A 24,228-nucleotide genomic window follows, 5' to 3' on the forward strand; every position below is an offset into this window, starting at 1 on the left:
CGAAAACGGCCCCGGTGGGTTCCGGGGCCGCTTGCGTCACAATGTCCTGTCGCTTACCGCGTTGCGGCTCCGAGTTCTGCGCGGCGCTCCGTCATCGGCAGCACGATCACCTTGGTGCCGACGTTGACGCGGGAGTACAGGTCCGCGACATCGTCATTGGTCAGGCGGATGCAGCCGGAGGAGACGTGCTTGCCGATGGTGTCGGGTGCGTTGGTGCCGTGGATGCGGTAGATGGTGCCGCCGAGATACATGGCGCGGGCGCCGAGCGGATTGCCGGGACCGCCGGCCATGTGGCGCGGCAGATAGGGTTGGCGGGCGATCATCTCCGGCGGCGGGGTCCAATCCGGCCACTCCGCCTTCTTGGTCACCGACTGGGTGCCGGACCAGGTGAAACCGTCGCGGCCGACGCCGATGCCGTAGCGCATCGCCTGGCCATTGCCGAGCACGAGATAGAGATAGGTGTTGGGCGTATCGATGATGATGGTGCCCGGCGCCTCACGCGTCGCATAGGAGACGGTCTGGCGGCGGAAGCGGGCCGGCGTTTCGACCGCGTCCTGCTCCTCGGACGGCGCGGCCCGATAGGGCGTCGCTTGATAAGGCTGGTACGGCTGCGGCGCTGCGATCGGCGGCAGCGGCTGGAAGAAGGGGAAGAGCTGCACAGGCGCGGCCTTGGCCGGGCCGGCGAACGCGATCGCGGTGACAGCCACTGCGCCAAACGCAACGGCGCGCGAATAAGTCTTCAACGTCTCCAGATTGATCATCGGTCGCCCCTGTTTGCGCGGTGTTTCTTGGTCACCCGGCACCGTTGCGGTGCTCTGTTGCCTAGATCACTAACGGCAAGAAGTTTCGGGACGTTTGCGCGGAAAACCGAAAACGGTTTCATGGCGGAAAGGATTGTTTCATGACGGTTTCGTGGCTGCGCGGACCCGTTAACGAACAAAACAGCGGGCCGACACTTCCATGACGTCACACGCCTGAAATATCCGTGGTTGATGGTCCTAAGCCGAGAATCATAAAAATCTCGGGATTTCCCCATGCGGGTATTAATCGCGACTGACGCCTGGCATCCGCAGGTCAACGGTGTGGTGCGGACGCTGACCTCGCTGGCTGGCGCGGCCAAGGCATTGGATGTCGAGATCGACTTCCTGACGCCGGACGGCTTTCGGTCATGGCCGTTGCCGACCTATCCGGGGCTGCGCATTGCGCTGCCGAGCGGCAGGGAGATTGGGCGGCGGATCGAGAGGGCGGCGCCGGAGGCGCTGCACATCGCGACCGAAGGGCCGATCGGCTGGGCGGCGCGGGCTTATTGCCGTCGCAACCGGCTCGCCTTCACCACCTCCTACACCACGCGCTTTCCCGAATACGTCTCGGTGCGAACCGGCATCCCCGCGAGCGTCGGCTACGCCGTGCTGCGCCACTTCCACGATGCCGCCGCCATGACGATGGTCGCGACGCCCTCGCTGCGGCAGGAGCTGTCCGAGCGCGGTTTCAAGCGGCTCGGCTTCTGGACCCGCGGCGTGAACACCGAGCTGTTTCATCCGGACTCTCCAGCCAAGCTCGATCTGCCCGGGCCGATCTTCATGACGATGGGCCGCGTGGCGGTGGAGAAGAACCTCGAGGCTTTCCTCTCGCTCGACCTGCCCGGCACCAAGGTCGTCATCGGCGACGGTCCGCAGAAGGCCGGCCTTGAAAAGAAATTTCCCGACGTGGTCTTCCTCGGCGAGAAGAAGGGCGCTGACCTCACCGCGCACCTCGCCGCCGCTGACGTGTTCGTGTTTCCGAGCCTGACCGACACGTTCGGCGTGGTGCAGCTCAAAGCGCTCGCCTGCGGCACGCCGGTTGCGGCGTTTCCGGTGACGGGACCGAAGGACGTCATCGCAGATCATCCGATCGGCGCGATCGACCACGATTTGCGCGAAGCGTGCCTGCGCGCACTGACCATGTCGCGCGAGACCTGCCGCAACTTCGCGCTGGAGCGCTCCTGGGAAAACAGCGCGCGCCAATTCGTCGGCAACCTCACTTCACTTCAGCCCAGCCGCGTCTTGCGCGCCTCGCCTCGCATGGCGCGGCGGCCGGTGCGCGGCTGATCCCGTTCGACCACAGCGAGAACCTCATCGATGGCTAAGATCATGAACCTTGACGGCACCCAGCAGCTCGACCTCACCCGTGGCACGGTCGAGCAGGCCTATGATCGTTGGGCACCGGTCTACGACCTCGTGTTCGGAGGCGTGTTCGCAAAAGGCCGGCAGGCCGCGATCGCGGCCACCAACAAGATCGGCGGCCGGGTGCTCGAGGTCGGCGTCGGCACCGGCATCTCGCTGCCGCTCTACGCGCCGCATCTGCGCATCTTCGGCACCGACATCTCGGAGGCGATGCTCGACAAGGCGCGCCAGCGCGTCGTCGAGGGCGGCCTAGAGAACGTCGAAGGCCTCGCGGTGATGGATGCCGAGAAGCTCGAATTCCCCGACAACTCCTTCGACGTCGTGATGGCGCAATACGTCGTCACCGCCGTGCCGAATCCGGAAGTTGCGCTTGACGAATTCGCCCGCGTGCTGCGCCCGGGCGGGGAGCTGATCATCCTCACCCGCGTCAGCGCCGATACCGGCATGCGCCGCTTCATCGAGCAGAAGCTGCAGCCGGTGGTACGTCCGCTCGGTTTCCGCACCGCCGAGTTCGCCTGGTCGCGTTATGCCAAATGGCTGGCCGGTGCCGACGGCATCGAGCTCGCCGAGCGCCGCCTGATCCCGCCGCTCGGTCATTTCTCGCTGGTGCGATTCCGCAAGATCGACGTCGCCAAGGCGGCTTGATCCAAGCTCACGTAACCCGTGCGTCATCGCGCCGCTGCGCATCGTCACATGACAAAATGATGATGTCACACGGCCTACATCGAATCCCTGTAAATCCTGAACCCGAAAGCATTTGGGGGAGAGCATGATCAAGAACTATCTCGAGCAGCTGCGGATCCAGCGCTGGGACGACCATCGCTACTATCACCACAGCCGCATCAATCAGAGCCTGCACTTTGTCAGCGCGCTGAGCTTCCTGTTCGCCTATGTCTGGCTGTTCGTCGACCCCATGGTCTCCGCGCTGGTGGGCTGGCTGGTCTCGATGACCTCGCGCCAGGCCGGCCACTTCTTCTTCGAGCCGCATGGCTACGACCAGATCAACCAGGCGACGCACGAGCACAAGGAAGAGATCAAGGTCGGCTACAACCTTCGGCGCAAGGTGGTGCTGATGTCGATCTGGGCGCTGTCGCCGGTGGTGCTGTTGGTCGATCCGACTCTGTTCGGACTGTTCACGCCTTGGGCGGGCGCGACCGACTTCATGCGGCAAGTGGCCAAGATCTGGCTCGTCGTCGGCGGCGGCGGTCTCATGTTCCGCACGGTGCACCTGTTCTTCATCCGCGACGTCGAGACCGGTCTCGTCTGGATGACGAAGATCCTGACCGACCCCTTCCACGATTTGATGCTCTACCGCAACGCGCCGCTGGCGCTGATGCGTGGCGAGCTGATGGATCCCGGCCTGCATCTCAAGCCCGAGCACACGCTGGGCCTCATCGGTGAGCCCACGCTCGAAGAGCAGCACGCCTGAGCGCGCCGTTCTCACCAAGGCCTCCGATGTCTGATGGTTGCGTCATGCCCGGGCTCGTCCCGCCTGCGCGGCCGAAGCCGCTTCGGCGAGGCGAAGGCCCGGGCATCCACGTCTTGGAGGTCTCGCGCGGAGACGCGTGGCTGGCCGGGCATAGGCGAGCGGAAGCGACGCCGTCCTTCGGACGGCTGTGCCCGGCCATGACGCCGTTGGAGGAACCAGCCTCAGCGCCCGAAGCGCTTGGCCAGCATCTCTTTCAGGATCTGCCGCTTGATGGTCTTGTTGGTGAGGACGCCATCGTGCCACCAGAAGCCGTCGGCCTTCATCTTCTCGGCCGCGCGGACGAAACGCTCGGCGACCTCGGTGAAATCGGCGTCGGTGTAGTTCAGGCTGAAGATCAGCCTGCCGGTGCCGACCCAGCTCAAGGACAGGCCTTCAGCGCGCAGGTAATATTGCAGCATCCAGTTGTAGCGGGACGGCGTGGTGTATTTCACCGTCCAGATCGACGAGAAGTTTGCGAACCGCACCGGCAGGTCGGCATCGCTCATCATTTGGTTGAGCTTTTGCGCGCGGCCGTTCCAGGTCTCGTCCAGTCCGTCATAGACGGCGCGGAAATTCGGGCTGGCGAGCCGGCTCAGAAACTCGTCCATCGCCGTCATGACGTAGGGGTGCGAGTTGAAGGTGCCGCGGGCGAAGCAGACGTCGGCGGGGCGGTCGTCGCGGAAGCGGCGCATCAGCTCGCGTTTGCCGCAGACCACGCCGACCGGCAGGCCGCCGGCGAGGCTCTTGCCGTAGGTCACCATGTCGGCCTTGACGCCAAAGTATTCCTGGGCGCCGCCGGCAGCGAGACGGAAGCCGACGAAGACCTCGTCGAAGATCAGCACGATGTCGCGCTCAGTGCAGACCTCGCGCAGCTGCTTGAGCCATTCGGTGTAGGCCGCGCGGTCGAAATTACCGCCCCGGGAGGAATCGACCAGCGAGGAATCGCCGGGCGCGTTGCCGTTCGGATGCAGGCCCTGCAGTGGATTGACCAGCACGCAGGCGATGTCCTTGCGCGTGCGCAGCACGTGCAGCGTCTTCTCCGACATCTCGGCGAGGGTGTAGGTCTCGTGCGCGGGAATCGGATTGCCGACGCCGGGCTGCACGTCGCCCCACCAGCCGTGATAGGCGCCGGCGAAACGGACCAGATGCGTGCGCCTGGTGTGGTAGCGCGCGAGCCGCACTGCCTGCATCACGGCCTCGGTGCCGGACATATGGAAGGACACTTCGTCGAGGCCCGAGATCTGGCACAGCCGCGCCACGTTCTCGAGGATGACGGGATGGTAGGGTCCGAGTACCGGTCCGAGCGCGTGCGCCCGCTTCTCGGAGCCTTCGATGCACTCCTTGTAGAAGTCGTTGCCGAAGATGTTGACACCGTAGGACCCCGTGAGGTCGTAGGAGGTGTTGCCGTCGACATCCGTGACGGTGACGCCGCGCGAGGACTCCACGAAGGTCGAGGTGCCCAAATGCTCGCGAACGAGACGCGAGAACTGGAAAGGCACGCGGTAGGTCTCGGTGAAGTGCAGGTCGGAGATCTTTTCCGCCGCTTCCTTCGTCATCGCGCGGCCCTTGGGGTAGCGCTCGGCGTAAAGGCTTGCGAGGCGGAAGAAGCCGTCCCTGCGCAGGCCTGCGATGTTCGCCGGCGCGCCGTCGCAGGCAAAGTAGGCATCGCCTTCGAATTCGTAGAACGGAAGCAGCTTTGCCACCCGGCGCGACATCTTGGAGTGTCCGGCGAGCGAGCGGTGCTTGGCGCGGGACAATTCGATCCGCGCCTTGATCTTCGGGAAGGCGGCGGCAGCAGACGCTGCGGCGGCCACGGACAAAGAAAGAATCGGGAGTGTCGTTTCCATGACAACAAGCGCTAATACTGCGAGCTGACAGATTCATGACAGTCAAAGCCCTCATCGCCTCTTTCACCCAGCAGGAAGACCTCAACTTCCTGTTGACCAACCGCATCCCGCGCGCCGCGTTGACCCGGTTCATGGGCTGGTTCTCCAAGATCGAGAACCCGCTGGTGCGGGACGGCTCCATCGCGCTGTGGAAGCTGTTCTCCGACCTCGATCTGTCGGAGGCACGCAAAACCCATTTCCGGAGCCTGCACGACTGCTTCACCCGGGAGCTCAAGCCGGGCCTGCGGCCCTTTGATCCGGACCCGTCCATTGTCGCGAGTCCGTCCGACGGCATCGTCGGCGCCCATGGCCGGATCGCCGATACCGAGCTGTTCCAGGTCAAGGGCGCGCCGTACTCGCTGCTCGATTTGCTCGGCGATTCCGTGCTGGTCGACCAGCACCGCAACGGGTCCTTCGTCACGCTGCGGCTGACCTCAAGCATGTATCACCGCTTCCACGCGCCTTATGACGCACATATCGAGCGCGTCACGCTGATCCATGGCGATGTCTGGAACGTCAACCCGATCGCGCTGAAGCGCGTCGAGCGCCTGTTCTGCAAGAACGAGCGCGCGGTGATCCGCACGCATCTATCAACTGGCGAGGCCGTGACGCTGGTGCCGGTCGCCGCGATCCTGGTGGCAAGCATCCGCCTGCACTTCCTCGACATGGTGCTGAATGCGCAGGCCAGGGGGCCGGTCAATTTTCCCTGCGACGTCAACGTGAGCAAGGGCGAGGAGCTCGGCTGGTTCGAGCACGGCTCGACCATCATCATTCTCGCGCCCGGCGATTTCACCTTCTGCGACGGCATCGCCGAAGGCACGCGCATTCGCGCAGGTCAAGCGTTGCTGAGAAAAAACTAGCCTTCAATCCGCCGCGGCGGCCGCTTATATCGTCGGTGGGGACGTTTCTACGACGACGGATTGGGTGATGGCACGGGCGCCGGTCATGGCGGCGGGTGGTATTGTGCTGCAGCGAGGTGCGTCGCCGCTGATTGCCGTCGTGCGCCAGCGCAAGCGCAACGAATGGGTTTTGCCCAAGGGCAAGCTCGACGACGGCGAGACGCCGAAGCAAGCTGCGCATCGCGAAGTGCGGGAAGAGACCGGCCACGACGTCGCCATCCACGAATTTTTGGGTACGCTCGTCTATCAGTCAGGTGGCCGCTCCAAGGTCGTGCATTTCTGGCGCATGGAGGCCGGGGGCGGTCCCGTCCGCAAGCTGATGAACGACATCAAGGCGGTCGACTGGCTGCCCCTGGAAGACGCGCTCGCGCGCCTGTCGCGCGAGTATGAGCGCGTGTTCCTGACCCAGGTTGGCCCGATCGCGCTCGCGGCGGCGGGGCTTGCATCTTCGCCTGCGCCCGAGCCGCCACCGCTGGCGACCGACGATGTCGATGCGGCTTTGCAGACACTGACACCGGCTGAAGCAGCCTCGGTGGGCGAGTTGCGGCACGGCCTGTTGCAGAAGATGAAAGCCTGGCTACGCGGAGAGGCGTGAGTTTTCTTCACCTCGCCCCGCGTTGACGGTGCACCCTCGCCCCTTGTGGGAGAGGGTGGCTCGCCGCGAAGCGGCGAGGCGGGTGAGGGGTCTCTCTCCACGCGTGAAGCTGTCGATGAGTTTTCGCCGATAGAACCCCTCATCCGGCGCTTCGCGCCACCTTCTCCCACAAGGGGAGAAAATGCACTCCATACAGCTCTATACAGCTCCACGCAACTCCACTAAGTGATTGTTATTGCTGATTTTATACCTACTGAGCTACAGTGGGCGCCATACTCCTCCACCCCCACCGTGGGGACATTTTGAGGGACACCATGGCCCGCCGGACACGTTCTGCATTTCTGGAAAACCGTACTGCACGCCTGAAGCTCGCGACACGTAAGAAGCCGTATACGGCGCAGATAGCGCCTGGCATCTTTCTCGCCTATCGCCGTAACGCAGGCCCCGGCACATGGTCAGTGAAGTGCAGCCGCTGGCTGAAGCGCTTCGCGCTCGCCGACGACCACGAGGATGCCAACGGCGAAAGCGTCATGACCTATTGGCAGGCGCTGGAGCGAGCCAAGAGGTTGGCGCGCGCAGGCGAAGGCAACAGCGAACAGCCGATCAGTGTTGCCGCGGCTATTGACGCCTATGAGGCCGACCTCGAAATGCGTGGTGGACGCAAATACAATGCGACCCAACTCCGCTTGCACCTGACCGATGCCTTCAAGAGCAAGACCGTTGCATTGCTGGCGGAGCGCGAGTTGCGCGACTGGCGTGCCGGTCTGGTGAAGATGGGAATGAAGCCGTCGTCAGCCGATCGCATCGGGCGTTCGCTGAAGGCCGCGCTCGCGCTTGCCGCGCGCAACGACAAGCGCATCAGTAACACGACCCCGTGGCAGAACGGATTGAAGAAGCTGCCCGACAGCGAGGTCGCGCGCAATGTCATTCTGCCGGATCACACAGTCGCGGCATTGGTTCGCGCGTCCTATGATGAGGACGCCGACTACGGCCTCCTGATTGACGTTTTGGCCGAGACCGGCGCTCGCGAAAGTCAGGTGTTCAAGCTAACGCCGGCCGATTTGCAGGATCATCTGACGGCGCCGCGGCTGATGATGCCAACCAGCCGCAAGGGTAAGAGCCGCAAGATCGAGCACCGGCCCTTTGGCGATCTCGCTTCGCTTGGCGGAGGTGCTGCGTAAGCAGGCGACCGGTCGCCCGGCGAATGGGCCGCTGTTCGATAAGATATGGAACTTGGCGACGACGTTCCGTCCGATTGTCGAACGTCTCGGACTTGGTCCGGAGACGACGCCGTATGCCTTGAGGCATTCATCGATCGTCCGGCAGCTGCTGAAAGGCGTGCCGACCCGCGTGGTCGCCGCGCACCATGACACGAGCGTCCAGATGGTCGAGAAGAACTACAGCCGCTACATTATCGGCGATCCGAGCGAGGCGCTTACGCGAGCAACGCTGATCGATTTTGGGGCGTGGTCTGGCTCGGTAGTGGTCGATCCGACTATCCGATTGGCGTAATAACGCGCGCTGCTGACCAACTCACGAAGTGTTTTCAAACCACCTACACGGGCGAAATACAACTGCCATAGGTAGGAACGGTTCCGCTCTAGCTTTGGTGTGTCTGGACTTCGCTCTGCTAATGAATTTACCATTGCCGGAGGCCCTGTACATGCGGCCCTCGAATTTGGTGGATCGGCCTTATGTCGAAGAAGGTTGTAACGATAGATGCTGCGCGTTTGGCGCCGCACAGAGACCTGACTAGTACCGCAGAGGCGTGGTTGCGCGCTGACGACGACATCACAACGAAACCCCAACAGCGCAGCAAGGACGGCAGGCAAGTCAAGGTCGTCAAAGAATTGCTACCGAAAGCATTTCCGCCCGATGGCTATCCGCCAGACAAAACGACGCTCCAAGCAATTCAAAACCGTTTGCGACCTTTGGTGAAAAAAGGCTCAAACGTGCCCTCAACTGACAGCATCGCACGCGCGCTCGGCCGCCGAAACCGCCGCGACTGACAATACGCAAACACGCATGCGTGTTTGCGTGCTCGCTTGGAAGCCCACGCCCGCTCATTGTCCTCCATATCGCTTCTCGATCATGGAGGACAAGGATGGCTCGCCCTGAAGTTATTGGCCGCAAGGCCGATCCCACGCCGCACCCGGACGCTTACAGCGTGCGTGAATTCTGCGCGCGTCATCGCATCAGCTCCCAGCTGTTCTACAAGTTGAAGCCTTTGGGTCTTATGCCCGTCACGTTCAACGTCGGCACGCGCGTGTTGGTTTCGCGCGAAGCGGCTGCGGCGTGGCGTCGTGCGCGCGAGCAGGCGTCAGAAGTGACCGCAATCGCCTAGCCAGAATTGAAAAACGGCCCGTTGCCGCGGGCCGCTCTCATCTCCAACCAAGCAATCAACCAGCCAAGGTAAATCCTCGGAAAGGAAGCCACATCTATGCCGACCACCCCCTTCAAAGTCAATCGCAGCCTGCATCGGTAGCGCCGTATGAGGTCGCATGGGAACGAAATTCTTCGCGGCGCCGTCGCGCTCCTGAAGGCTGAGGGCGCGACCAACATCTCGCATCGCCTGGGCGGCAAGCACATCAAGCTCACCGCGAACTATCGCGGTTCGCCCATCCGCACGACGTTGGCCGTGACACCGAGCGATTGGCGTGCCGGTCGTAACACTATGGCTGTTCTGAAGCGGCAGCTCCGCGCTGCCGAGGCGGCCAACAGCATGAACGGACCGAACTAGCACACAACGCATCCGCCGCCCACTGAGGGCGGCGCTTTTCGCGAAGGCAACAGGCGTGAAACCTGACATCCGTTATATCGCGCACGTCTTGGGTGGCGACGTCACCGGGCGCAACAAATGCAATGTGCCTGGCCCCGGTCACAGCAAGCAGGACCGCTCGCTGTCGATCGCGCTCAAGTCGAGCGCGCCCGGCGGCTTCGTGGTGTTCAGCCACGCCGGTGATGGCTGGAAGGAATGCCGGGACTACGTGGGCAGCATGCTCGGCCTCGCTGATGACTGGCGCCACGACCACTCGCGCTCGCGCGCTTCCGTCACGTCCGACGATCACGAGCGCAAGAAGAAGCTGGCTCTGAAAATCTGGTCGGAGGCGCGCGATCCGCGTGGGACCATCGTTGAGCGCTATCTGCGCGAACACCGCGGGCTTATCCTGCCCGACGGTGTCGCTGGTTCAGCCATCCGGTACCACGCTGGGCTCTATTTCGATGCCGACACACGCCATTGCGGCATGGTCTGTCTGCTCCGCGACATCCTGAGCAATGAACCCTGCGGGATCCATCGCACCTTCTTGAACCAACAGACTGGCGAAAAGATCGACCGCAAGATGCTCGGTATCGCCAAGGGTGCAGCCATCAAGCTCGATGCAGAGGCTTCAACAACGTTGACCATCGGCGAAGGCGTCGAAACCGCGCTGGCCGCGCGTGACGCCGGCTTCGCGCCCGCATGGGCATTGGGATCGAGCGGCGCCGTGCGGCACTTCCCGGTGCTGCCGCATCTGCGCGAGTTGACCATTTTGCAGGAGAACGATGCGACCAGCCGTCGTGACGTGAAAAGTTGCGCTCGCTCCTATCTCCAGCGTGGCCGCGCAGTCAACCTCGTCGAGCCCACGGTCGGCAACGACTTCAACGATTGCTGGAAAGCGCGCGCATGAATTCCCCCTACGTCGTGCGTCACCTGACACCCAACGACACCGTCACCGAAGATAGCGCTGCCCAGCAGTTCGTTGCACTGCATGGCGACAAGCTGCGCTACTGCCATTCTCACGGCAAGTGGCTCCGCTGGAATGGCTCTTATTGGGAAATCAACAACACTAGCCTTGCCTTCCACTGGGCGCGTGAACTGGCACGGCAGCTTGCCGAGGACCAGGATGCGCGCAAGCGCTACAAGCTCAGCGCGACCGGCTTCACCGGTGGCGTCGAACGGTTTGCAAGGTGCGATCCCAACATCGCGGTCACCCAGGATTTTTGGGATCGCGACCCGTGGCTTCTCGGCACACCGGGCGGCACGGTTGATCTGCGCACCGGGGTGTTGCGCCCGGCCGCGCCCGATAACGGCATCACCAAGGTCACGGCGGTGACGCCGCACTCCAGCGGCTGTCCGCGTTGGCTCCGCTTTCTCGTCGAGACGACCGGAGACGACGGCGAGCTGATCCGCTTTCTCCAGCAGTGGTGCGGCTATTGTCTGACTGGCATCACGCGCGAGCACGCGCTGGTCTTCGTGTACGGCCCCGGCGGCAACGGTAAGTCTGTCTATCTCAACACCATCACCACGATCTTGAAGGACTACTCGGCCACGTCCGCTATGGAGACGTTCACCGCCTCGACCAGCGACAAGCACCCGACCGACCTCGCCATGCTGGCCGGATCACGACTTGTCACCGCGAGCGAGACCGAGGAGGGCCGCGCATGGGCTGAGGCGCGTATCAAGGCACTGACCGGCGGTGATCCGATCACCGCACGGTTCATGCGGCGCGACTTCTTCACCTACGTGCCGACGTTCAAACTGATCGTGATCGGAAATCACAAGCCCGTCCTGCACAATGTTGATGAGGCGGCCAAGCGCCGCTTCAACATCGTGCCGTTCACCTTGAAGCCCGCCAAGCCGGATCGTGAGCTTGAGCAGAAGCTCATGCAGGAGGCCCCTGGCATCCTCCAGTGGATGATCGAGGGCTGCCTGGACTGGCAGCAGAACGGGCTGATCCGCCCGAAGTGCGTGATCGACGCCACCGCGGAATATTTCAGTGATCAGGACCTGTTCGATCATTGGAGGCAGGAGGAATGCATCTGCGAGCCGGGTAACATGGACAGGTCCGTGGCCAGCAGCATTCTCTTCAAGTCGTGGTCCGACTACGCCAAGGCGGCGGGTCACAAGCCCGGCACCAGCTCGACCTTCAAGGACAACCTGACGGCCGCTGGGTTCAAGTTCTACCGCGGCGAGAAAGCGCGAGAATTCTTCGGGATCAGCTTGCGCCCGAAGCCGGCGTTCGGTGGGGACTACGCATGAGGAAATGGGCGGCTGACGCGGCTGACGGCGCTGACGCATTTTTCGGTTCAACGCTTACGCGCGCGCGCGTGTGGAGGGCTAATCCGAAAAATGCGTCAGCCCCGTCAGAGCCGTCAGGAGGGCTCGCTTACTTCATGGAGAAGCAATGAATGCCGCCGAGCGCCGGGTCCTTCTGCCGCCCGCGCACCATGCGGGTGGCGCCCGCGCTCGGGGGGTAGCTAGGGCCAGCAATTTTCAAGGGGGTTACAACAACAAAGGATGCAAATGCATGGAACTCCCGTTCATCGGGGCGGCTGATCTGCTGGAATTCGACCGGACAACGCCCGTCCGCGCCCTCCGGGACCTTCTGGCCGCGATTGGGGGTCGCGTGATCGACGGCACCCCGTTGCTTCGTCCCGGATACGACCAATGATCGCCGACATCGAACACGCCGCCTTGCTTGAACAGATTGCTGCTGAGCTGCGCGAGCGCCCCCATCAACGCAACTGGATTGCTCAATTCCGCGATTGCGACGCGCTGCCGCTGTCGAGAGCTGCTGACATGGCAGGCGCCGACCCCGAGACCATCCGCCGCTGGTGTATCGCGACAGAGTACACCGACCACCCCCTCGGCTACTTGGTCGGCGGGATGTGGCTGGTGGACATGCCAGAGCTGATGCGCCAGCTTGAGACCCGCCGTGGCAAGCGTGCGCGCGAGGCCGCCGAGGCTCGCTTAGAGAAGTATAGGGAAGAGCAGACCACCAAATTGCTGGGGTGAGCGATTACGGCGATCAGGGCACGTAGCGCCCTTTGAGCTGTCTGGGTTAGGGCGACGCGTTCAGATCAACGGTTTCGCTGTTCGATGATCTGATCCGGCTCTCTTTGCCTGTTTATCAGTGAAGGATAACAACCGGGTGCGCAGTCCATAACTTCGCGAACACCCTTAGCACGTAATATAACCACCTGGTTACCGATAGCGACGTTAGCGTCGTATAGCAGCCTTTTCTTAGAGGCCAACTCGCCGTCCGACCGAACAGCTTGCAAATCCGCCGCCGCTAGACCTTCCAAGACCCCATAAACGATCACCCGCGTTATGCCCGCTTGCTTCGGCCGCAGAATAACGGTCGTGGGATCATCCCGGTTAGGCATCGCATCAAGTACATTCGGATCATCAACCTTGATTTCCGCTACCCGTATATCAAACCGGAGGTAACTATCCTGCCCGGCGGGGAGGAGCGCATAGTCTGCCGGACTTCCAGCGTGGGGGGTCGGCGACTTAGGCGCCTCTCTGATATTTGTCTCCGACAGGTTCGGCTTTGCAAGTTCTTGTGCCTGACTTGTCGAGCTGAAGAGAACTGATGCGATGGCAAGCGCAGAGAATGCGGGCAAGCGGATCATTGCACACCTAAAATATATAACCAAAGTTAAACTATAAAATTAGAATATCTATTTAATTTGTCAGAAGTCAATTCATTAATTCGCGCCAACCCGATTTCCGAAGTCAAAGGGTTAATCGCTCTCGCCGATTTCGCTCAGCGCTGTCCGTATCTCGGCGACACCGCTCTGCAACAGTTGCCGAACCGCGCCAAGTACAGCCCCGAGACGTGGAGCACGCCGCACCGAATGTGGCGCGCGCCGCACCTGAGTGACCCCAAATCACTTAGTATCTCACCATGACATTCTTCAAGCGAAAGACAATGATCGAACAACTCGAAGCCGAACTGGCGGCGCTGCGCGCACGCGAGGATAGCTTGACCAATCGCCATGCTGCTGCCGAAACGGCACTCAGTGGCGCCAAAGCAACGCTCCAGCGTCACCATCTCGACGCCCATCTCGACGCCGACGAGAAGGCTCGCGCGAAGCTGGAGACCGCCATCGCCGCCTGCGTTTTGACGTGTGACGGCTACTCCGATGCACTCGCGGAGGTGCAGACGATGATCGCTGCCGCCGAGCAGAAGCTCGCGAGGGAGCGCGCTATCGTCGAACGCAAGGCCGCGAGCGAAAACTTGATGCGTGATCTCGATGCGGTTGAGCGGGCTCTGCCGGATTATCTGGCGGCTGGCAAGCGCTTTACTGACGCCTTGGAGAGAGTTCACTTTCACTACGAGAGCGGCGCAATGGCGCTGTTTATCGGCAACACAGCGACGCAGGTCGAAGTCGCGGCTGGTTTCGCGCTCGTTGAGCTGCGCGGCATGGTGGACGCGATCCGCGACGGCGTTGCGCCTATCCCGGCGGCCAAGCCTGAGGTGCCGCGCCTGTGACCGTGAAAGCCGCACCTCCCGGCTGGGAGCCTCACCAGATCACCCATCGAATTGATGGCTGGGTCATCGATCCACAAAATAAGGATCGCATCCTGGCCGCCGTCGCCGAGATGATCGCCCGCGCGATGCCGCAGCGTGGTGACGGCGTTGTCGCCGCCAGCCGAGCGCGTATGCTTGCGCGTCATAAGAAGGTTCTCGGCTATGTCTAAAGGAAATCCGGCCCTGGGAGGCAACGCGCAACCTGCGACCTCCCCCGGCGGCACGGGCGTCGCTGCTAACGTCGAGGTCGGCGACAATGGCGGCGAGCCCGATGCGGAAGGCGACGAGTATGACAGGCTCCTCGTCGTGCTCGGCCGCACTTACGACCAGGACTGCCGGATTGCCATTCACGAGAGCGGCCACATCGTCGCTGCGCGCTTGCTCGGGCATCCGTTGGGTGGTGCGACGGTGGACCCGGGTTCGGACTATGAAGGTCGCGTCTGGGGCGAGCATCACATGGAAGCATTTGCGGAAGATCCCTACGATGCCTTCGATGTTCGGGAGGCCATCGCTCCTGCGATGCCCAAGCCGGGCGAGAATATCAGTTCGGTTTCGGATGTCTTTGCGAGCGTGTACGGCCATTGTATCGAGCTGACAGCCGGCCGGGCTGCTGAGCGTATGTTGCTGGGTGATAACGAGAGCCGGTCTGCTCTCGATGACCTCCGGCAGGCGCGTGAGCTGGCCCTGCTGTTCTGCAAGAGCGAGGAGGCCATCGAGACATTCATCGCGCATTGCGACGTCGCCGCGCGCGACTTGCTGATGCCCTATGGCGATGTCGTGATCGCGCTCTCCCTCGTGTTGCGGATCAAACGCACACTCGATGGCGCCGAGATCGACAAGATCATTTGGGATGTGGAGACGCGCAAGGCATTGGCGATTGAGCATCGGCGGCGTGCCGAGTGGCGCAAGGCCGAGGTGGAGGCCGAGCGGTTTCGGGCGCAATGTGTTCCGATCGCTGCCGCGGCCGCGCCACTTTCTGCACCGGATCAGTAGCGGTAGTCAGTGACACCAACGATCAGATGGCACGGCGGATGTAACCGGCCTGACGATCTTGAAGGCCCCGACGCGCAACATCGTCGGGGCCTTTGTTGTTGTGCTGATTGCGGGGGCGATCGATGCGGATAGAGCCGGATCGCATCTGGCAGTGCGCTGGCGCCGTCAGGCAGGGGGATGTTGCTCTTGATCCACGCCGACAATTGCAAGCCCGGCGCCGGAGGCGGCGTTTATTAGAATTTGGGTTGCGGGTTGATCGCGCGCTGAGCATCGAGCCCGGCGTCGCGTTTAGCGTTTGCTACGACGGTATCTCTCTTCTTTAATTCCTCATCCACGAGTTTCAAGATGTATTCGTTTGGAGCATTCGGTATAGTCGGATAATTCAGTGTAAGTTCGAGCGCGAGCCCATCGCTACGCCATTGCGCTATTAAACCGCCAACGGCCACAACCATTTTTGTGGTGCCCCACATCGTGGTGAATGGTTCGAGCCGTGAAGTTGATGCATGAGCTATTTCCGCGGACCAGTCCGCCTTGATTGGTGTCATCTTGAATTGCTCGGACACGATCGAGATCATTTCGCGCGGGGGAGTACCGCTTTGAAATTTATGCTCGATCTCGCAAATGAGCGGAGGCTCCAAGGCTTTAGTAAATACTAGCGATGGCCGTTTGCCCGGTGTGATTACGACATTCGCCTCTCTCTCAGTCATTCCTAGTCTAATGCCTTGGATGTCGGTTTTTCTGGATGGTTCTTGAGGCACGACGCTCATTTTGACGCGACAAGATATATAGGCGTCGCGGGTTGGACGGGTTATCACCTCAGGTTTCGTGCTTTGAATGTCCGCAGCCGAAATTTCACCAAGAACGGTATCGGATACGCACTTGCAAATATTATCGGTGTCGGTTTGTGCCATTGAGCCGGTCTGTTGTGCGACGGCCGCTCTACACGCGTTTTGAATTACTAGTGAAACCTCCGACGATTGCGCCATGGTTGAAATTGTAAGCGTGATGGTGCCCGCCAGAGCGGCCGCCCGGACCGGGCACGCAAGTTTTGCAATTCGTCGCGCCTCGGGTTGGTTGCGCTTTCTCTCGGTCATGTCCGTTCCCTTTAAGCGAGCCTCCAAGGACGTGCGCGCATGGCCGGGGCTATGGCTCCCGTTTGTCGGCGAATTCCCGCGCGGCTAAGCAAAGTTCCAGCTCTCTTAGCTGCTCGATCAGCAGTTCTACAATCTCATGGCAGTCAGATTGCGTCAGTGAAAGCACGCCGCGCCGCGTCAGTTGGTCTTGGAGGATCGTCGCCATCATGGCTTTAACGCTCATGGGGACCTCGACCGAAAATCAGATCGTCATCAAATTCAATCCGGAGTAGATGCTAAAGGTAGCGGACGCGCAATGTCCGTAAGAGTACGGCAACGCGAGACGGCAAATCCTTTCGCGCTGCACAAACGGATAATGTGTCGTGGGCGCGCTTTTTCGCCGCGCCAGTGGCGTGAGCTGGCGCTGCTGTCTGCCGCAACAGGGAAGCCAGAAACCTTCATCGCACGTGTCGCCGCACGCGACCTGTTGATGCCCTATGGTGACGTTTGTGATGGTGCTGTCGATCGTGCTGCGGATCAAGCGCACGCTGGACGGCGCTGAGATCGACAAGTCCTCTGGGACCTTGAGAACCGCAAGGCGGTGGCAGCCGAGCATCGGCGGCGTGCTGAGCGGCGCAAGGCCGAGGTGGCTGCCAGCCGCTTTCGGGCTGAATGTGATCACACCAATGTCTGAGACGCTGACGGCGCTTAGCTAGAGCAAAGCGCATGATGCTGGCGCCGTAGGCCGATGCCTGCGGCTGCACACAATACGTTTTACCACCTTTCTCACTTTCGCGTCTTTTTGTATAAGCTGCCGGTGTTGAATTCCAGCAGGCGGCGCGCAATGTTTAAAGTTAATAAGAGCAAGAATTCTATCGAGCCTCTTAGGTCCGAGACATTCGCCGAGTTGGGGTTTCGAGAAAGGCAACACTTACAAGAATGGATCGCAAAGGAGCCTTCGTGCCTAGGCGAAGAGTTGCTGATCATTCAGAAAGAGTTCGGCGGGTTTACCGATACTAACGAGCGTCTGGACCTTCTCGCCATTGATAAGCAGGGCTCGCTCGTTCTGATCGAGAACAAGTTGGACGACACGGGCCGCGATGTAACGTGGCAAGCGCTTAAATATGCCTCCTACTGCTCAAGCCTCTCTAAAGAGAATATTAGATCAGTCTTCCAAGCGTATCTCGACCGGAGCAGTCCTGGAGAGGATGCGAAAGAGGTCCTGACCGAGTTTCTTGATGCTGATGAATACGATGAGATTACGGTCAACAAAGGATCTACCCAGCGCATCATTCTCATAGCAGCAAATTTCCGCAAGGAGGTCACATCGACAATTCTGTGGCTGCTGAACTTCAAGATGCGCCTCCAGTGTTTCCGAGTTACACCATGGCAATCAGGTGAAGACATATTCTTGGACGTCGATCAGATCATTCCGACCAAGGATGCCGAAGAGTACATGATCGGCCTTGCCGGTAAGTCACTGGATGAGGTCGAGGCTACTGTCGGTGTCAAAGAGCGCAACAAAGCTAGGCGGCAATTTTGGACAGAATTGCTTAGGGCTGCCGGATTAACGATACCGCGTTTTGTGAACATCTCGCCTAATGATGCCCACTACGTATCCGCCGGCTCCGGATTGGGTGGGGTGCCGTACAACTTCGTGATCGCTAGGTCGTTTGGGCGGGTAGAGCTTTATATTGATCACGGTGAAAGAGAGCAGAACAAGGCGATATTTGACGAGCTGCACGCGCAAAAAGCCGCGATCGACAGTGCTTTCGGCGGGACCCTCGTATGGGAAAGACTAGATAAAAAGCGCGCATCGAGGATCAAGTGGGAAACCCCAGGCGATCCGTTCGATGCGGCGCAACGTCCTGCACTCATGTCTTTGATGATCGATGCGATGGGCCGCTTGGAGAATGCTCTCGGACAGCCGCTCGCGCGAGTTCAAGCGCGGCTCCGTGCTAAATCGGCAAGAGACGAGTAGTCGAGCCGCCGACCGTGGTGCGGGCTGTCGACTCAAAATAGGTCGCACCGATCCATCGCCGGGTGACTACGGTTCTTCACTTTGACCCAGTACTTGCTCCGGCCGGCCTGATAAGGCCGATCGCGACGCTTTGACACCAATCCCTCAAGTCCAAGATTGCAGGCCGCTCGAAAAAGATCAGGCCCAAGCTCACCGCGTTCGAAGGGATTGACGAACACACCTTCGGGACGGCGTGCCAACAGGCGCTCCAAGTTCGCCTTCCGCATGGACAAGGGGAGCATGCGGAGATCGTCACCGCCTTCGGCGAGAGTATCGAAGGCGCAGAACTGCACTTCGTGATCGTGCTTGCGTGAGTGCAACGCGTTGAAGTCGGACACGCCATCGACGCCGAGCACCACCGCCTCACCATCGATCACAAAGTGGCGTTGCCGGATCTGGCGCGCCGTTTCCGCCGATCCAGGGGAAGCGCTTCGTCCAGTCCTGGCCATTTTTGGTGAGCAGGCGCACGCGATCGCCGTCCCGGATGATTTGCAAGCGGTAGCCGTCATACTTGATCTCGTGGATCCAATCATGCCCGGCGGGAACCAGCTTGGCCTTGGTCGGCAGGGCCAATTCTGAAAACATGCCCGCCCATCTATGTCGGGGTCGGAAAAACTACGAGTCCTTGACGGCCAGCTCCGCGCGGCGGCTTGGATCTCCCAGCTCTTCGCGGAGGCGCCGTTATGCGTTTCTCCCCGTCGATTGTTCCGTATCGGACGAGGACGTCAGACCCCTAACGCGACACGCCAAGACGTTGAGAAATCCAGCGCTCTGATCAACCCGAAGCTGTCCATCGGGCGAACGCCCAATTGATTGCAAACGTCCGGCACCTTCCGGTTGGCGCGCTGTTTGCTAGCTTTGGAGACTTCGCCTGTCACCACGCATCGTTGGTCGGGCGCTCGTAGCGCGTGAGCGATGAGGAAAGGGTCTCTGCCGATTATCTCGATTTCCTGATCGGACAGATCGGGCGCATAGCCTTCCTCGATCACGCGACGCAGCAAATCCACATCGACGTCTTCATCCAACGTGAGCGCATCCAGATGGTCCCTCTGTGAGATCCACTCAGAAACGTGGTCGGTGCCCTCTCTGATCTCTTCGACCACTTCGATTGGTATCTTCAAGTTACCTTGCGCGGCTTGGTGCAGCAGCCAATCCCAAAACTCGGGGACGCGATCTAGCGGGTAGTAATCGCGATTGGCTGTGATGAGGGTGTTGGCGTCGAGCAGGTGTAACAATCGTCACCCCTGCGCCGCGTTGATACCTGCCCCGACCACTCCATAGACGTTGGATGCTTTGACGCCGAGAACCTTCCCCGCCTTTGTGGGAGATAGGACCCGTTCGGCAAGCATGCGGCCCGTGAAGTTTACGAGAGCTTCGCCAAGTCTATGTCGTCGCACCACATAATAATTCGGACCGCCTTCGCGCTCGCGATTGCGCTCGCGTTCGTTCGCACGAGCGGCCTTCCATTGACTTCGAAAGAACGCGGTCAGGCGGCTCCACAGTTCGCGGTCGATGATGCCTTCTCGCAGAAGCTTGTAGGATACCATGGACCGGCTGATATTTCGCAGTTCTGCGAAGTCGCCTATTCTTGCCACGACCGTCTCGAAACGTTCGCCTCGCAGGTTCAACGCCTCGAGTTCGCCGGAAGGAAGCAGGAAGCGGCCTGCAACGTCGTTGCAAAACTGCTCGACGGCGCTTTCTGCGAAGGCGCCGCTCACGCCGGTCGCTCCCAGCCAGATGTGGCAGAGTTCGTGAAGGAGGGTGAACGCCCACGCCGTTGTCGCATCTTGATCGTTGATCACGACAAAGGGCGCGATGTCGTCGGCCAGGGCAAAGCCACGGAAGGTCTCGACGTCGAGGCTCGTGTGGTGGCTGCCGAGATTGCCGATCAATAAGACGTAGATGCCTGCCTGCTCGGCTTGGTCGCGCAGATAGGTGAAGCCGCCCGGCTGCCGGTTGGTGCCGCGTCGATAGCGATCCAGATCGAGGTGGAGCGTTTCGACAATCGAGCGCAGAACGGCTTCGGCACCTTGGCGCATCGTCATCGAACCGACGAAGGGCAGGGGGACGGCTTCCTCTTCGTCTACCAAAGCCTCGCGGACTATCTGCTGCCGAGCACGGACGTCCCGGATGAGGGCGTCGACCAAGGCGTCTTGAGCGATCGAGTGCTCGGGAGGGAGCGTTCGAAAGTCTTCGCCCCGCTCAGCCCGCCTCGGCGGCTCGGCCATGTAGAACGAAAGCAAGGGTCGGCGATATTGCTTGGCCATGCGGACAAGAAGGGGCCGGGTCGGCTCGCGTTCACCGGCCTCGTACTCAGCCAGACGATCTGCCCCCGTCAAACCACGCGCGTCGGCGAGGGCGAGCTTTGCAGCCGCCTCTTCCGTCGAGAGACCGGCGGTCTCTCGCGCCCATTTGAGGATTTCTGGGTTCACGCTCGGCATGGTCTCGACAATGACAGATTTCCGGTCGCTTTGGGATCAAAATCCAAGCATCGGCAACGAAAGCTGCGCCCCGGTCCCAGGAGGGGACGACCCCGCCGAGCCAGCCCTATAGAGGCCAGCCATCAAGCATTCGCGTCGCCTGCTGGTCGTTCAAGGACAAGGAGCGGCCGTTCAAGCTGCGCCCCAGCCTGAACCTGCAGTCATCAGCGGGTATAAGCGCTCACTCGTCAGATTCTGGAAGCGTAAGGGCGATGGGATTTTCACGGCGAAGGAAGCCAAGGCTCTAGCTGGTCCTGCGAGAGTCGCTATCCATTGAACGGCATATTTGTGTGGGAGCAATTTGAATCCGTGCATTTGCCAAGGTTGGTGCTGCCTGCGTCGAATGAACGTTTTTCAGCTGAGGGAACGCCGGACTGGTACGGGAAGTTCTAGCGCCGGCCGCGCGCGAGCATCATCTCTGTTCTTGGTGGTAAGATTCCATGCACATCATGAAGACAAACAGGAGCGCCGGCCTTGTGCTCTTCCGGTCGCTGTTCTGGTACGACCAGGGCAAGCACCACTAGCTTCGCCAGCAGCCACGACTGTCACGATCACCAATGCGCAAAAAGCGGTGACTCTCATTTGCTTCCTCCCTCTTCTTCGTCAGCTGTCGCAGCCTTGTACTTTGTCGCCCGAAGGACATCCCTGCTCGTGGTTCTGAGACCTTGGACAGCGCGATGCATCTTTATCGGCCATTCGCACCTCCTCTCACCCAAAACAATAGTGGACTACTCCCTTGCGCCCCAGGCCGAAAGAGAGTCAATATGGGACAAGCGCGAGATGAGCGCCCGAGAGCTGCCCACAAAACGGCGAGGCACCGAACTCCCCGTTCCCTCAACTGGCAGCATCGATGCCATCGGCAGGCTCGCAGAGTCGGCGCTGGATTTTGCGCCGCTGCGGCTAAATCAACATTAGGTATTCGTTAGGGCGGCTTTTCCTCAGAGCGGCAACGACCCTGTGCGGCTCAATGAGAGCGAGCAACTTTCTATGTAAACTTGGAAGAAACGCCGGTGTGAACGAGGACCCCCCCCTAGAGATGCGGCTTCAACGATAGCACGAAGCAGTAGTCTCGCTGAAGTTTCTCGGCAACGAAACTCAAAATTTCATTCTGGGAGGAGATCCGAAAGAGCGTGAGGATAATTACTGCCGAAGTAGCACTCGCAGCAGTAATCGTGCTTCTGGAAAATGGCCAAGTCTGGGCACAAAAAAAGGATCAGAGTTTGCCGCGAATGCGTTAGCCACCCGCAACCAAGAACCCGTAAAGCTGCGCAGGAGCTAAGGCGCCGTGCATGAAAACGGGCAGGTACGTCGGCCCAGAGAGCGGCAGCGACTACGGGTCTGCGGCGAAGAGATAGCGGGGCTTGGTACATTGCTTCGGTGCTCCCTGTGAGGTCTTTGGAGGGCAAGATGTCAATCAACTACACTCTCACAATCTCCGATCCCAACAACTCATTGGGCGCTAATTCGTCACTAGTGGCCAAAGACATCGACTATGTCATGTCTTACCTGGGCCAGTACATTGTCTTTCAAGCGCCCCTTGATTTACAGATTGTCGTAAAGCCGTCATCCGAAAATCCGTTCAACACGGATGGCCTGTTGCCAAGCATACCTGCTTGGGTGACGTTTAACGGACAAGAGACCCTCGCGGCGATGGTGAAGGGGCAAACCGGCATCGATCCGAATGAGGGGTTGCCAGACGGCGGCTTCACGATCTACCTGGGCAACGATGGAACAATTAGAAATTATGGCGACCCCGTATGGTTCGACCCAAACCCGCAGCTCGGAATCGTCCCCGATATTCCAAATGGCAGCGATGACTTTATATCCATCGCGACACATGAAATCATTCATTGTTTAGGATTTGCAACTTGGCCTGAGGTAAACGCGCCCTGGAATCAACACACGGTTCAGCAGAACGGTGTCTGGTATTACTCAAGTCCAACAGTAGACCATATACTCGGCGGAAAGCTTCCGCTTGATCCCAATGAGATTCCCGGAAAAGCTGGCGACCACATTGGAAACACGTCAATTGCCTATCAGCCCATCACATCGGATCTAATGTACGAATGGGGAAATTACCAAAACAATCGTTTTGATATAGGACAGCTTGATCTTTCGGTCCTCCAGGATCTTGGATGGACAATCCAACACTATCAAACATTACCGCTTGTTGATCCTTTAGATAACTATAACCACCTCGGCACTAAGGAAAACGACACTATTTTTCCTACCAAATTTTCCAGCACGATAGCCGCGTGCGCTGGAGATGACACTGTTATTTTGCCATTTGGCTCAGGGAATGGAAATTACGTTATCGATGGCGGGCCGGGGGCCGATACGGTGGTATTGCCGGCACCATCGACGCAATTCAATGTTGTGAGTTACCAAGGCGACTTTTTGTTACAAAGCAAAGATGGTTCGGACGGAGTTTCCCTTCTCCACGACGTCGAGTGCATCCAGTTCAGCGACCAGATTATAAGCTTGCAAAGTCCCGTCGTCGCGGTAGCCGACGAGATCGGCGTTGCCAAGGGTTCAACGCTTTCGGTCGCGGCCGCGGCTGGCGTGCTTGCCAACGACACCGATCCCGATATTCACGACTACTTGGTCGTCAGTGCGGTGAATGGATCGGCAGAGGGCGTTGGGCATGCAGTCAAAGGAGCCTATGGCTCCCTGACCCTCAATGCCGACGGAAGCTATATATACGCCGCCAATAAGGGTGCTCTGCCCTCACATATAGTGGCTCAGGAAACTTTCACTTTCGTGGTCTCTGACGGACAGGGTGAATCCGATACCTCCACACTGAGTGTCGTCGTGTTTAACCCAGGCGTAATCTATCAGTCGGGCACGAACACCACGCTCATTGGAGCCGCCGACAGTAAAAACGTACTCGATGGATCAGCCGGGCATGATGTGCTGATCGGCGGCAGTGCGCCGGACGTCTTGATCGGAGGCAACGGCGACACGCTGACAGGCGGCCCAGGTCCGGATACGTTCCTTTTCCGCCCCAACTTCGGAACGAATGTTGTTACGGACTTCAATATCAACAATGAGTCTCTTCAGTTCGAGAAATCGATCTTCGCGAGCGTCAGCGATTTACTAAATCACTCCGCCGTTGGCAGCGCCGGCGTTATCATAAATGACGGACATGGAGACACGATCACGCTCACTGGTGTGACGCTCTCAGAGATGCAGGCACATCACAACAATTTCCATTTGGTATGAGTATTCTAGCATCGCTAAAGCGACCGGTCCCGCGCCTGTTCCGTCATGGTCTGGCTCTTAAGTGCCAGCTGAACTTGCGTGATATATTCGCCACTGGTCTCACCTATGCACGTGGTTGGTATCTTCTGAGTT

At 60.1% G+C, this 24,228-nt stretch carries 29 protein-coding genes; 19 read left to right on the top strand and 10 right to left on the bottom strand.

The features are described 5' to 3' along the window. Positions 1 to 53 precede the first annotated feature (53 nt). Positions 54 to 761 (bottom strand): L,D-transpeptidase, encoded by a 708-nt coding sequence (locus IVB54_RS09800; protein ID WP_085385382.1) that lies wholly within the window; start codon positions 759 to 761, stop codon positions 54 to 56. A gap of 273 nt (positions 762 to 1,034) precedes the next feature. On the opposite strand from IVB54_RS09800, the gene IVB54_RS09805 reads away from it, so the two are divergent. From IVB54_RS09805 to IVB54_RS09815, 3 genes are all read left to right on the top strand, one after another. Further along, positions 1,035 to 2,087, top strand: a complete 1,053-nt coding sequence (locus IVB54_RS09805) for a glycosyltransferase family 1 protein (RefSeq protein ID WP_247777177.1) — start codon at positions 1,035 to 1,037, stop codon at positions 2,085 to 2,087. A gap of 30 nt (positions 2,088 to 2,117) precedes the next feature. Further along, positions 2,118 to 2,807, top strand: coding sequence for a methyltransferase domain-containing protein (locus IVB54_RS09810; protein ID WP_085349115.1), 690 nt, complete (start codon positions 2,118 to 2,120; stop codon positions 2,805 to 2,807). Positions 2,808 to 2,931: 124 nt separating this feature from the next. Next, entirely contained in the window at positions 2,932 to 3,591 is a 660-nt protein-coding gene (locus tag IVB54_RS09815; protein WP_085349114.1) for a hypothetical protein, read from the top strand. Between the two features lie 221 nt (positions 3,592 to 3,812). Here the strand turns inward: IVB54_RS09815 and IVB54_RS09820 are convergent, their stop codons facing one another. Then, complete coding sequence (locus IVB54_RS09820; RefSeq protein WP_026232679.1) at positions 3,813 to 5,477, bottom strand: aminotransferase class III-fold pyridoxal phosphate-dependent enzyme; 1,665 nt, start codon at positions 5,475 to 5,477, stop codon at positions 3,813 to 3,815. A 35-nt stretch (positions 5,478 to 5,512) separates the two neighbouring features. Here IVB54_RS09820 and asd point away from each other — a divergent pair, with 35 nt between their 5' ends. The 11 genes from asd to IVB54_RS09875 all read left to right on the top strand — a co-directional run bounded on the left by asd (position 5,513) and on the right by IVB54_RS09875 (position 12,786). Beyond that, positions 5,513 to 6,376, top strand: coding sequence for an archaetidylserine decarboxylase (gene asd, locus IVB54_RS09825; protein WP_247294936.1), 864 nt, complete (start codon positions 5,513 to 5,515; stop codon positions 6,374 to 6,376). 67 nt (positions 6,377 to 6,443) lie between these two features. Then, positions 6,444 to 7,010: an NUDIX hydrolase gene (locus IVB54_RS09830; RefSeq protein ID WP_247294934.1), complete on the top strand. Its 567-nt coding sequence runs from the start codon at positions 6,444 to 6,446 to the stop codon at positions 7,008 to 7,010. A 314-nt stretch (positions 7,011 to 7,324) separates the two neighbouring features. Beyond that, complete coding sequence (locus IVB54_RS09835) at positions 7,325 to 8,191, top strand: hypothetical protein (protein WP_247777178.1); 867 nt, start codon at positions 7,325 to 7,327, stop codon at positions 8,189 to 8,191. Then, positions 8,172 to 8,522: a hypothetical protein gene (locus tag IVB54_RS09840; RefSeq protein WP_247777179.1), complete on the top strand. Its 351-nt coding sequence runs from the start codon at positions 8,172 to 8,174 to the stop codon at positions 8,520 to 8,522. Before IVB54_RS09835 ends, IVB54_RS09840 begins: the two co-directional genes overlap by 20 nt. Before the next feature lie 182 nt (positions 8,523 to 8,704). Continuing rightward, positions 8,705 to 9,019, top strand: a complete 315-nt coding sequence (locus IVB54_RS09845) for a hypothetical protein (protein ID WP_247563867.1) — start codon at positions 8,705 to 8,707, stop codon at positions 9,017 to 9,019. Positions 9,020 to 9,114: 95 nt separating this feature from the next. After that, complete coding sequence (locus IVB54_RS09850) at positions 9,115 to 9,354, top strand: hypothetical protein (RefSeq protein ID WP_247563866.1); 240 nt, start codon at positions 9,115 to 9,117, stop codon at positions 9,352 to 9,354. 147 nt (positions 9,355 to 9,501) lie between these two features. After that, positions 9,502 to 9,750 carry a hypothetical protein gene (locus IVB54_RS09855; RefSeq protein ID WP_247563865.1) on the top strand — a complete coding sequence of 83 codons (249 nt, stop codon included), beginning with the start codon at positions 9,502 to 9,504 and terminating at the stop codon, positions 9,748 to 9,750. Positions 9,751 to 9,805: 55 nt separating this feature from the next. Continuing rightward, positions 9,806 to 10,678, top strand: coding sequence for a toprim domain-containing protein (locus IVB54_RS09860; RefSeq protein ID WP_247777180.1), 873 nt, complete (start codon positions 9,806 to 9,808; stop codon positions 10,676 to 10,678). Continuing rightward, positions 10,582 to 12,030, top strand: a complete 1,449-nt coding sequence (locus IVB54_RS09865) for a phage/plasmid primase, P4 family (RefSeq protein WP_247777181.1) — start codon at positions 10,582 to 10,584, stop codon at positions 12,028 to 12,030. The genes IVB54_RS09860 and IVB54_RS09865 overlap by 97 nt, the downstream gene beginning before the upstream one ends. A 268-nt stretch (positions 12,031 to 12,298) precedes the next feature. Beyond that, entirely contained in the window at positions 12,299 to 12,442 is a 144-nt protein-coding gene (locus IVB54_RS09870) for a hypothetical protein (protein WP_247777182.1), read from the top strand. Next, a complete protein-coding gene (locus IVB54_RS09875) occupies positions 12,439 to 12,786 on the top strand; it encodes a hypothetical protein (RefSeq protein ID WP_247457363.1) in 348 nt (115 codons plus the stop codon). Before IVB54_RS09870 ends, IVB54_RS09875 begins: the two co-directional genes overlap by 4 nt. 65 nt (positions 12,787 to 12,851) lie before the next feature. Here IVB54_RS09875 and IVB54_RS09880 read toward each other — a convergent pair whose 3' ends face one another. Then, complete coding sequence (locus IVB54_RS09880) at positions 12,852 to 13,406, bottom strand: pilus assembly protein N-terminal domain-containing protein (RefSeq protein ID WP_247777183.1); 555 nt, start codon at positions 13,404 to 13,406, stop codon at positions 12,852 to 12,854. Positions 13,407 to 13,705: 299 nt separating this feature from the next. Between IVB54_RS09880 and IVB54_RS09885 the strand changes: the two genes are divergently transcribed. From IVB54_RS09885 to IVB54_RS09895, 3 genes are read left to right on the top strand one after another with little or no spacing between them, the layout of a single operon-like run. Further along, the gene (locus tag IVB54_RS09885; RefSeq protein WP_247777184.1) at positions 13,706 to 14,269 is read left to right on the top strand and encodes a hypothetical protein; all 564 of its coding nucleotides are present in this window, start codon (positions 13,706 to 13,708) and stop codon (positions 14,267 to 14,269) included. Further along, positions 14,266 to 14,478, top strand: coding sequence for a hypothetical protein (locus IVB54_RS09890; RefSeq protein WP_247563728.1), 213 nt, complete (start codon positions 14,266 to 14,268; stop codon positions 14,476 to 14,478). The genes IVB54_RS09885 and IVB54_RS09890 overlap by 4 nt, the downstream gene beginning before the upstream one ends. Then, complete coding sequence (locus IVB54_RS09895; protein WP_247563727.1) at positions 14,444 to 15,301, top strand: hypothetical protein; 858 nt, start codon at positions 14,444 to 14,446, stop codon at positions 15,299 to 15,301. The genes IVB54_RS09890 and IVB54_RS09895 overlap by 35 nt, the downstream gene beginning before the upstream one ends. 233 nt (positions 15,302 to 15,534) lie before the next feature. On the opposite strand, the gene IVB54_RS09900 is transcribed toward IVB54_RS09895, so the two are convergent. The 3 genes from IVB54_RS09900 to IVB54_RS09910 are packed head-to-tail and all read right to left on the bottom strand — an operon-like array spanning position 15,535 to position 17,056. Continuing rightward, a complete protein-coding gene (locus IVB54_RS09900) occupies positions 15,535 to 16,395 on the bottom strand; it encodes a hypothetical protein (protein ID WP_247777185.1) in 861 nt (286 codons plus the stop codon). 49 nt (positions 16,396 to 16,444) lie between these two features. Further along, positions 16,445 to 16,618, bottom strand: a complete 174-nt coding sequence (locus IVB54_RS09905) for a hypothetical protein (protein ID WP_247563166.1) — start codon at positions 16,616 to 16,618, stop codon at positions 16,445 to 16,447. 18 nt (positions 16,619 to 16,636) lie between these two features. Beyond that, positions 16,637 to 17,056, bottom strand: a complete 420-nt coding sequence (locus IVB54_RS09910; protein ID WP_247563165.1) for a hypothetical protein — start codon at positions 17,054 to 17,056, stop codon at positions 16,637 to 16,639. 294 nt (positions 17,057 to 17,350) lie between these two features. Here IVB54_RS09910 and IVB54_RS09915 point away from each other — a divergent pair, with 294 nt between their 5' ends. Next, entirely contained in the window at positions 17,351 to 18,355 is a 1,005-nt protein-coding gene (locus IVB54_RS09915) for a DUF4268 domain-containing protein (RefSeq protein ID WP_247563164.1), read from the top strand. Positions 18,356 to 18,387: 32 nt separating this feature from the next. On the opposite strand, the gene IVB54_RS41600 is transcribed toward IVB54_RS09915, so the two are convergent. The 4 genes from IVB54_RS41600 to IVB54_RS09930 all read right to left on the bottom strand — a co-directional run bounded on the left by IVB54_RS41600 (position 18,388) and on the right by IVB54_RS09930 (position 20,835). Further along, positions 18,388 to 18,771, bottom strand: a complete 384-nt coding sequence (locus tag IVB54_RS41600; RefSeq protein ID WP_346658846.1) for a hypothetical protein — start codon at positions 18,769 to 18,771, stop codon at positions 18,388 to 18,390. Next, positions 18,758 to 18,967, bottom strand: a complete 210-nt coding sequence (locus IVB54_RS41605) for a hypothetical protein (protein WP_346658847.1) — start codon at positions 18,965 to 18,967, stop codon at positions 18,758 to 18,760. Before IVB54_RS41605 ends, IVB54_RS41600 begins: the two co-directional genes overlap by 14 nt. A 152-nt stretch (positions 18,968 to 19,119) precedes the next feature. Beyond that, positions 19,120 to 19,629: a DUF4411 family protein gene (locus IVB54_RS09925; RefSeq protein ID WP_247563163.1), complete on the bottom strand. Its 510-nt coding sequence runs from the start codon at positions 19,627 to 19,629 to the stop codon at positions 19,120 to 19,122. A 3-nt stretch (positions 19,630 to 19,632) separates the two neighbouring features. Next, positions 19,633 to 20,835 carry an ImmA/IrrE family metallo-endopeptidase gene (locus tag IVB54_RS09930; RefSeq protein WP_247563162.1) on the bottom strand — a complete coding sequence of 401 codons (1,203 nt, stop codon included), beginning with the start codon at positions 20,833 to 20,835 and terminating at the stop codon, positions 19,633 to 19,635. A gap of 1,446 nt (positions 20,836 to 22,281) precedes the next feature. On the opposite strand from IVB54_RS09930, the gene IVB54_RS09935 reads away from it, so the two are divergent. Beyond that, complete coding sequence (locus IVB54_RS09935) at positions 22,282 to 24,096, top strand: Ig-like domain-containing protein (protein ID WP_247777186.1); 1,815 nt, start codon at positions 22,282 to 22,284, stop codon at positions 24,094 to 24,096. Positions 24,097 to 24,228 lie beyond the last annotated feature (132 nt).

Source organism: Bradyrhizobium sp. CW1 (genome assembly GCF_023100665.1).
Taxonomy (GTDB): domain Bacteria; phylum Pseudomonadota; class Alphaproteobacteria; order Rhizobiales; family Xanthobacteraceae; genus Bradyrhizobium; species Bradyrhizobium canariense_D.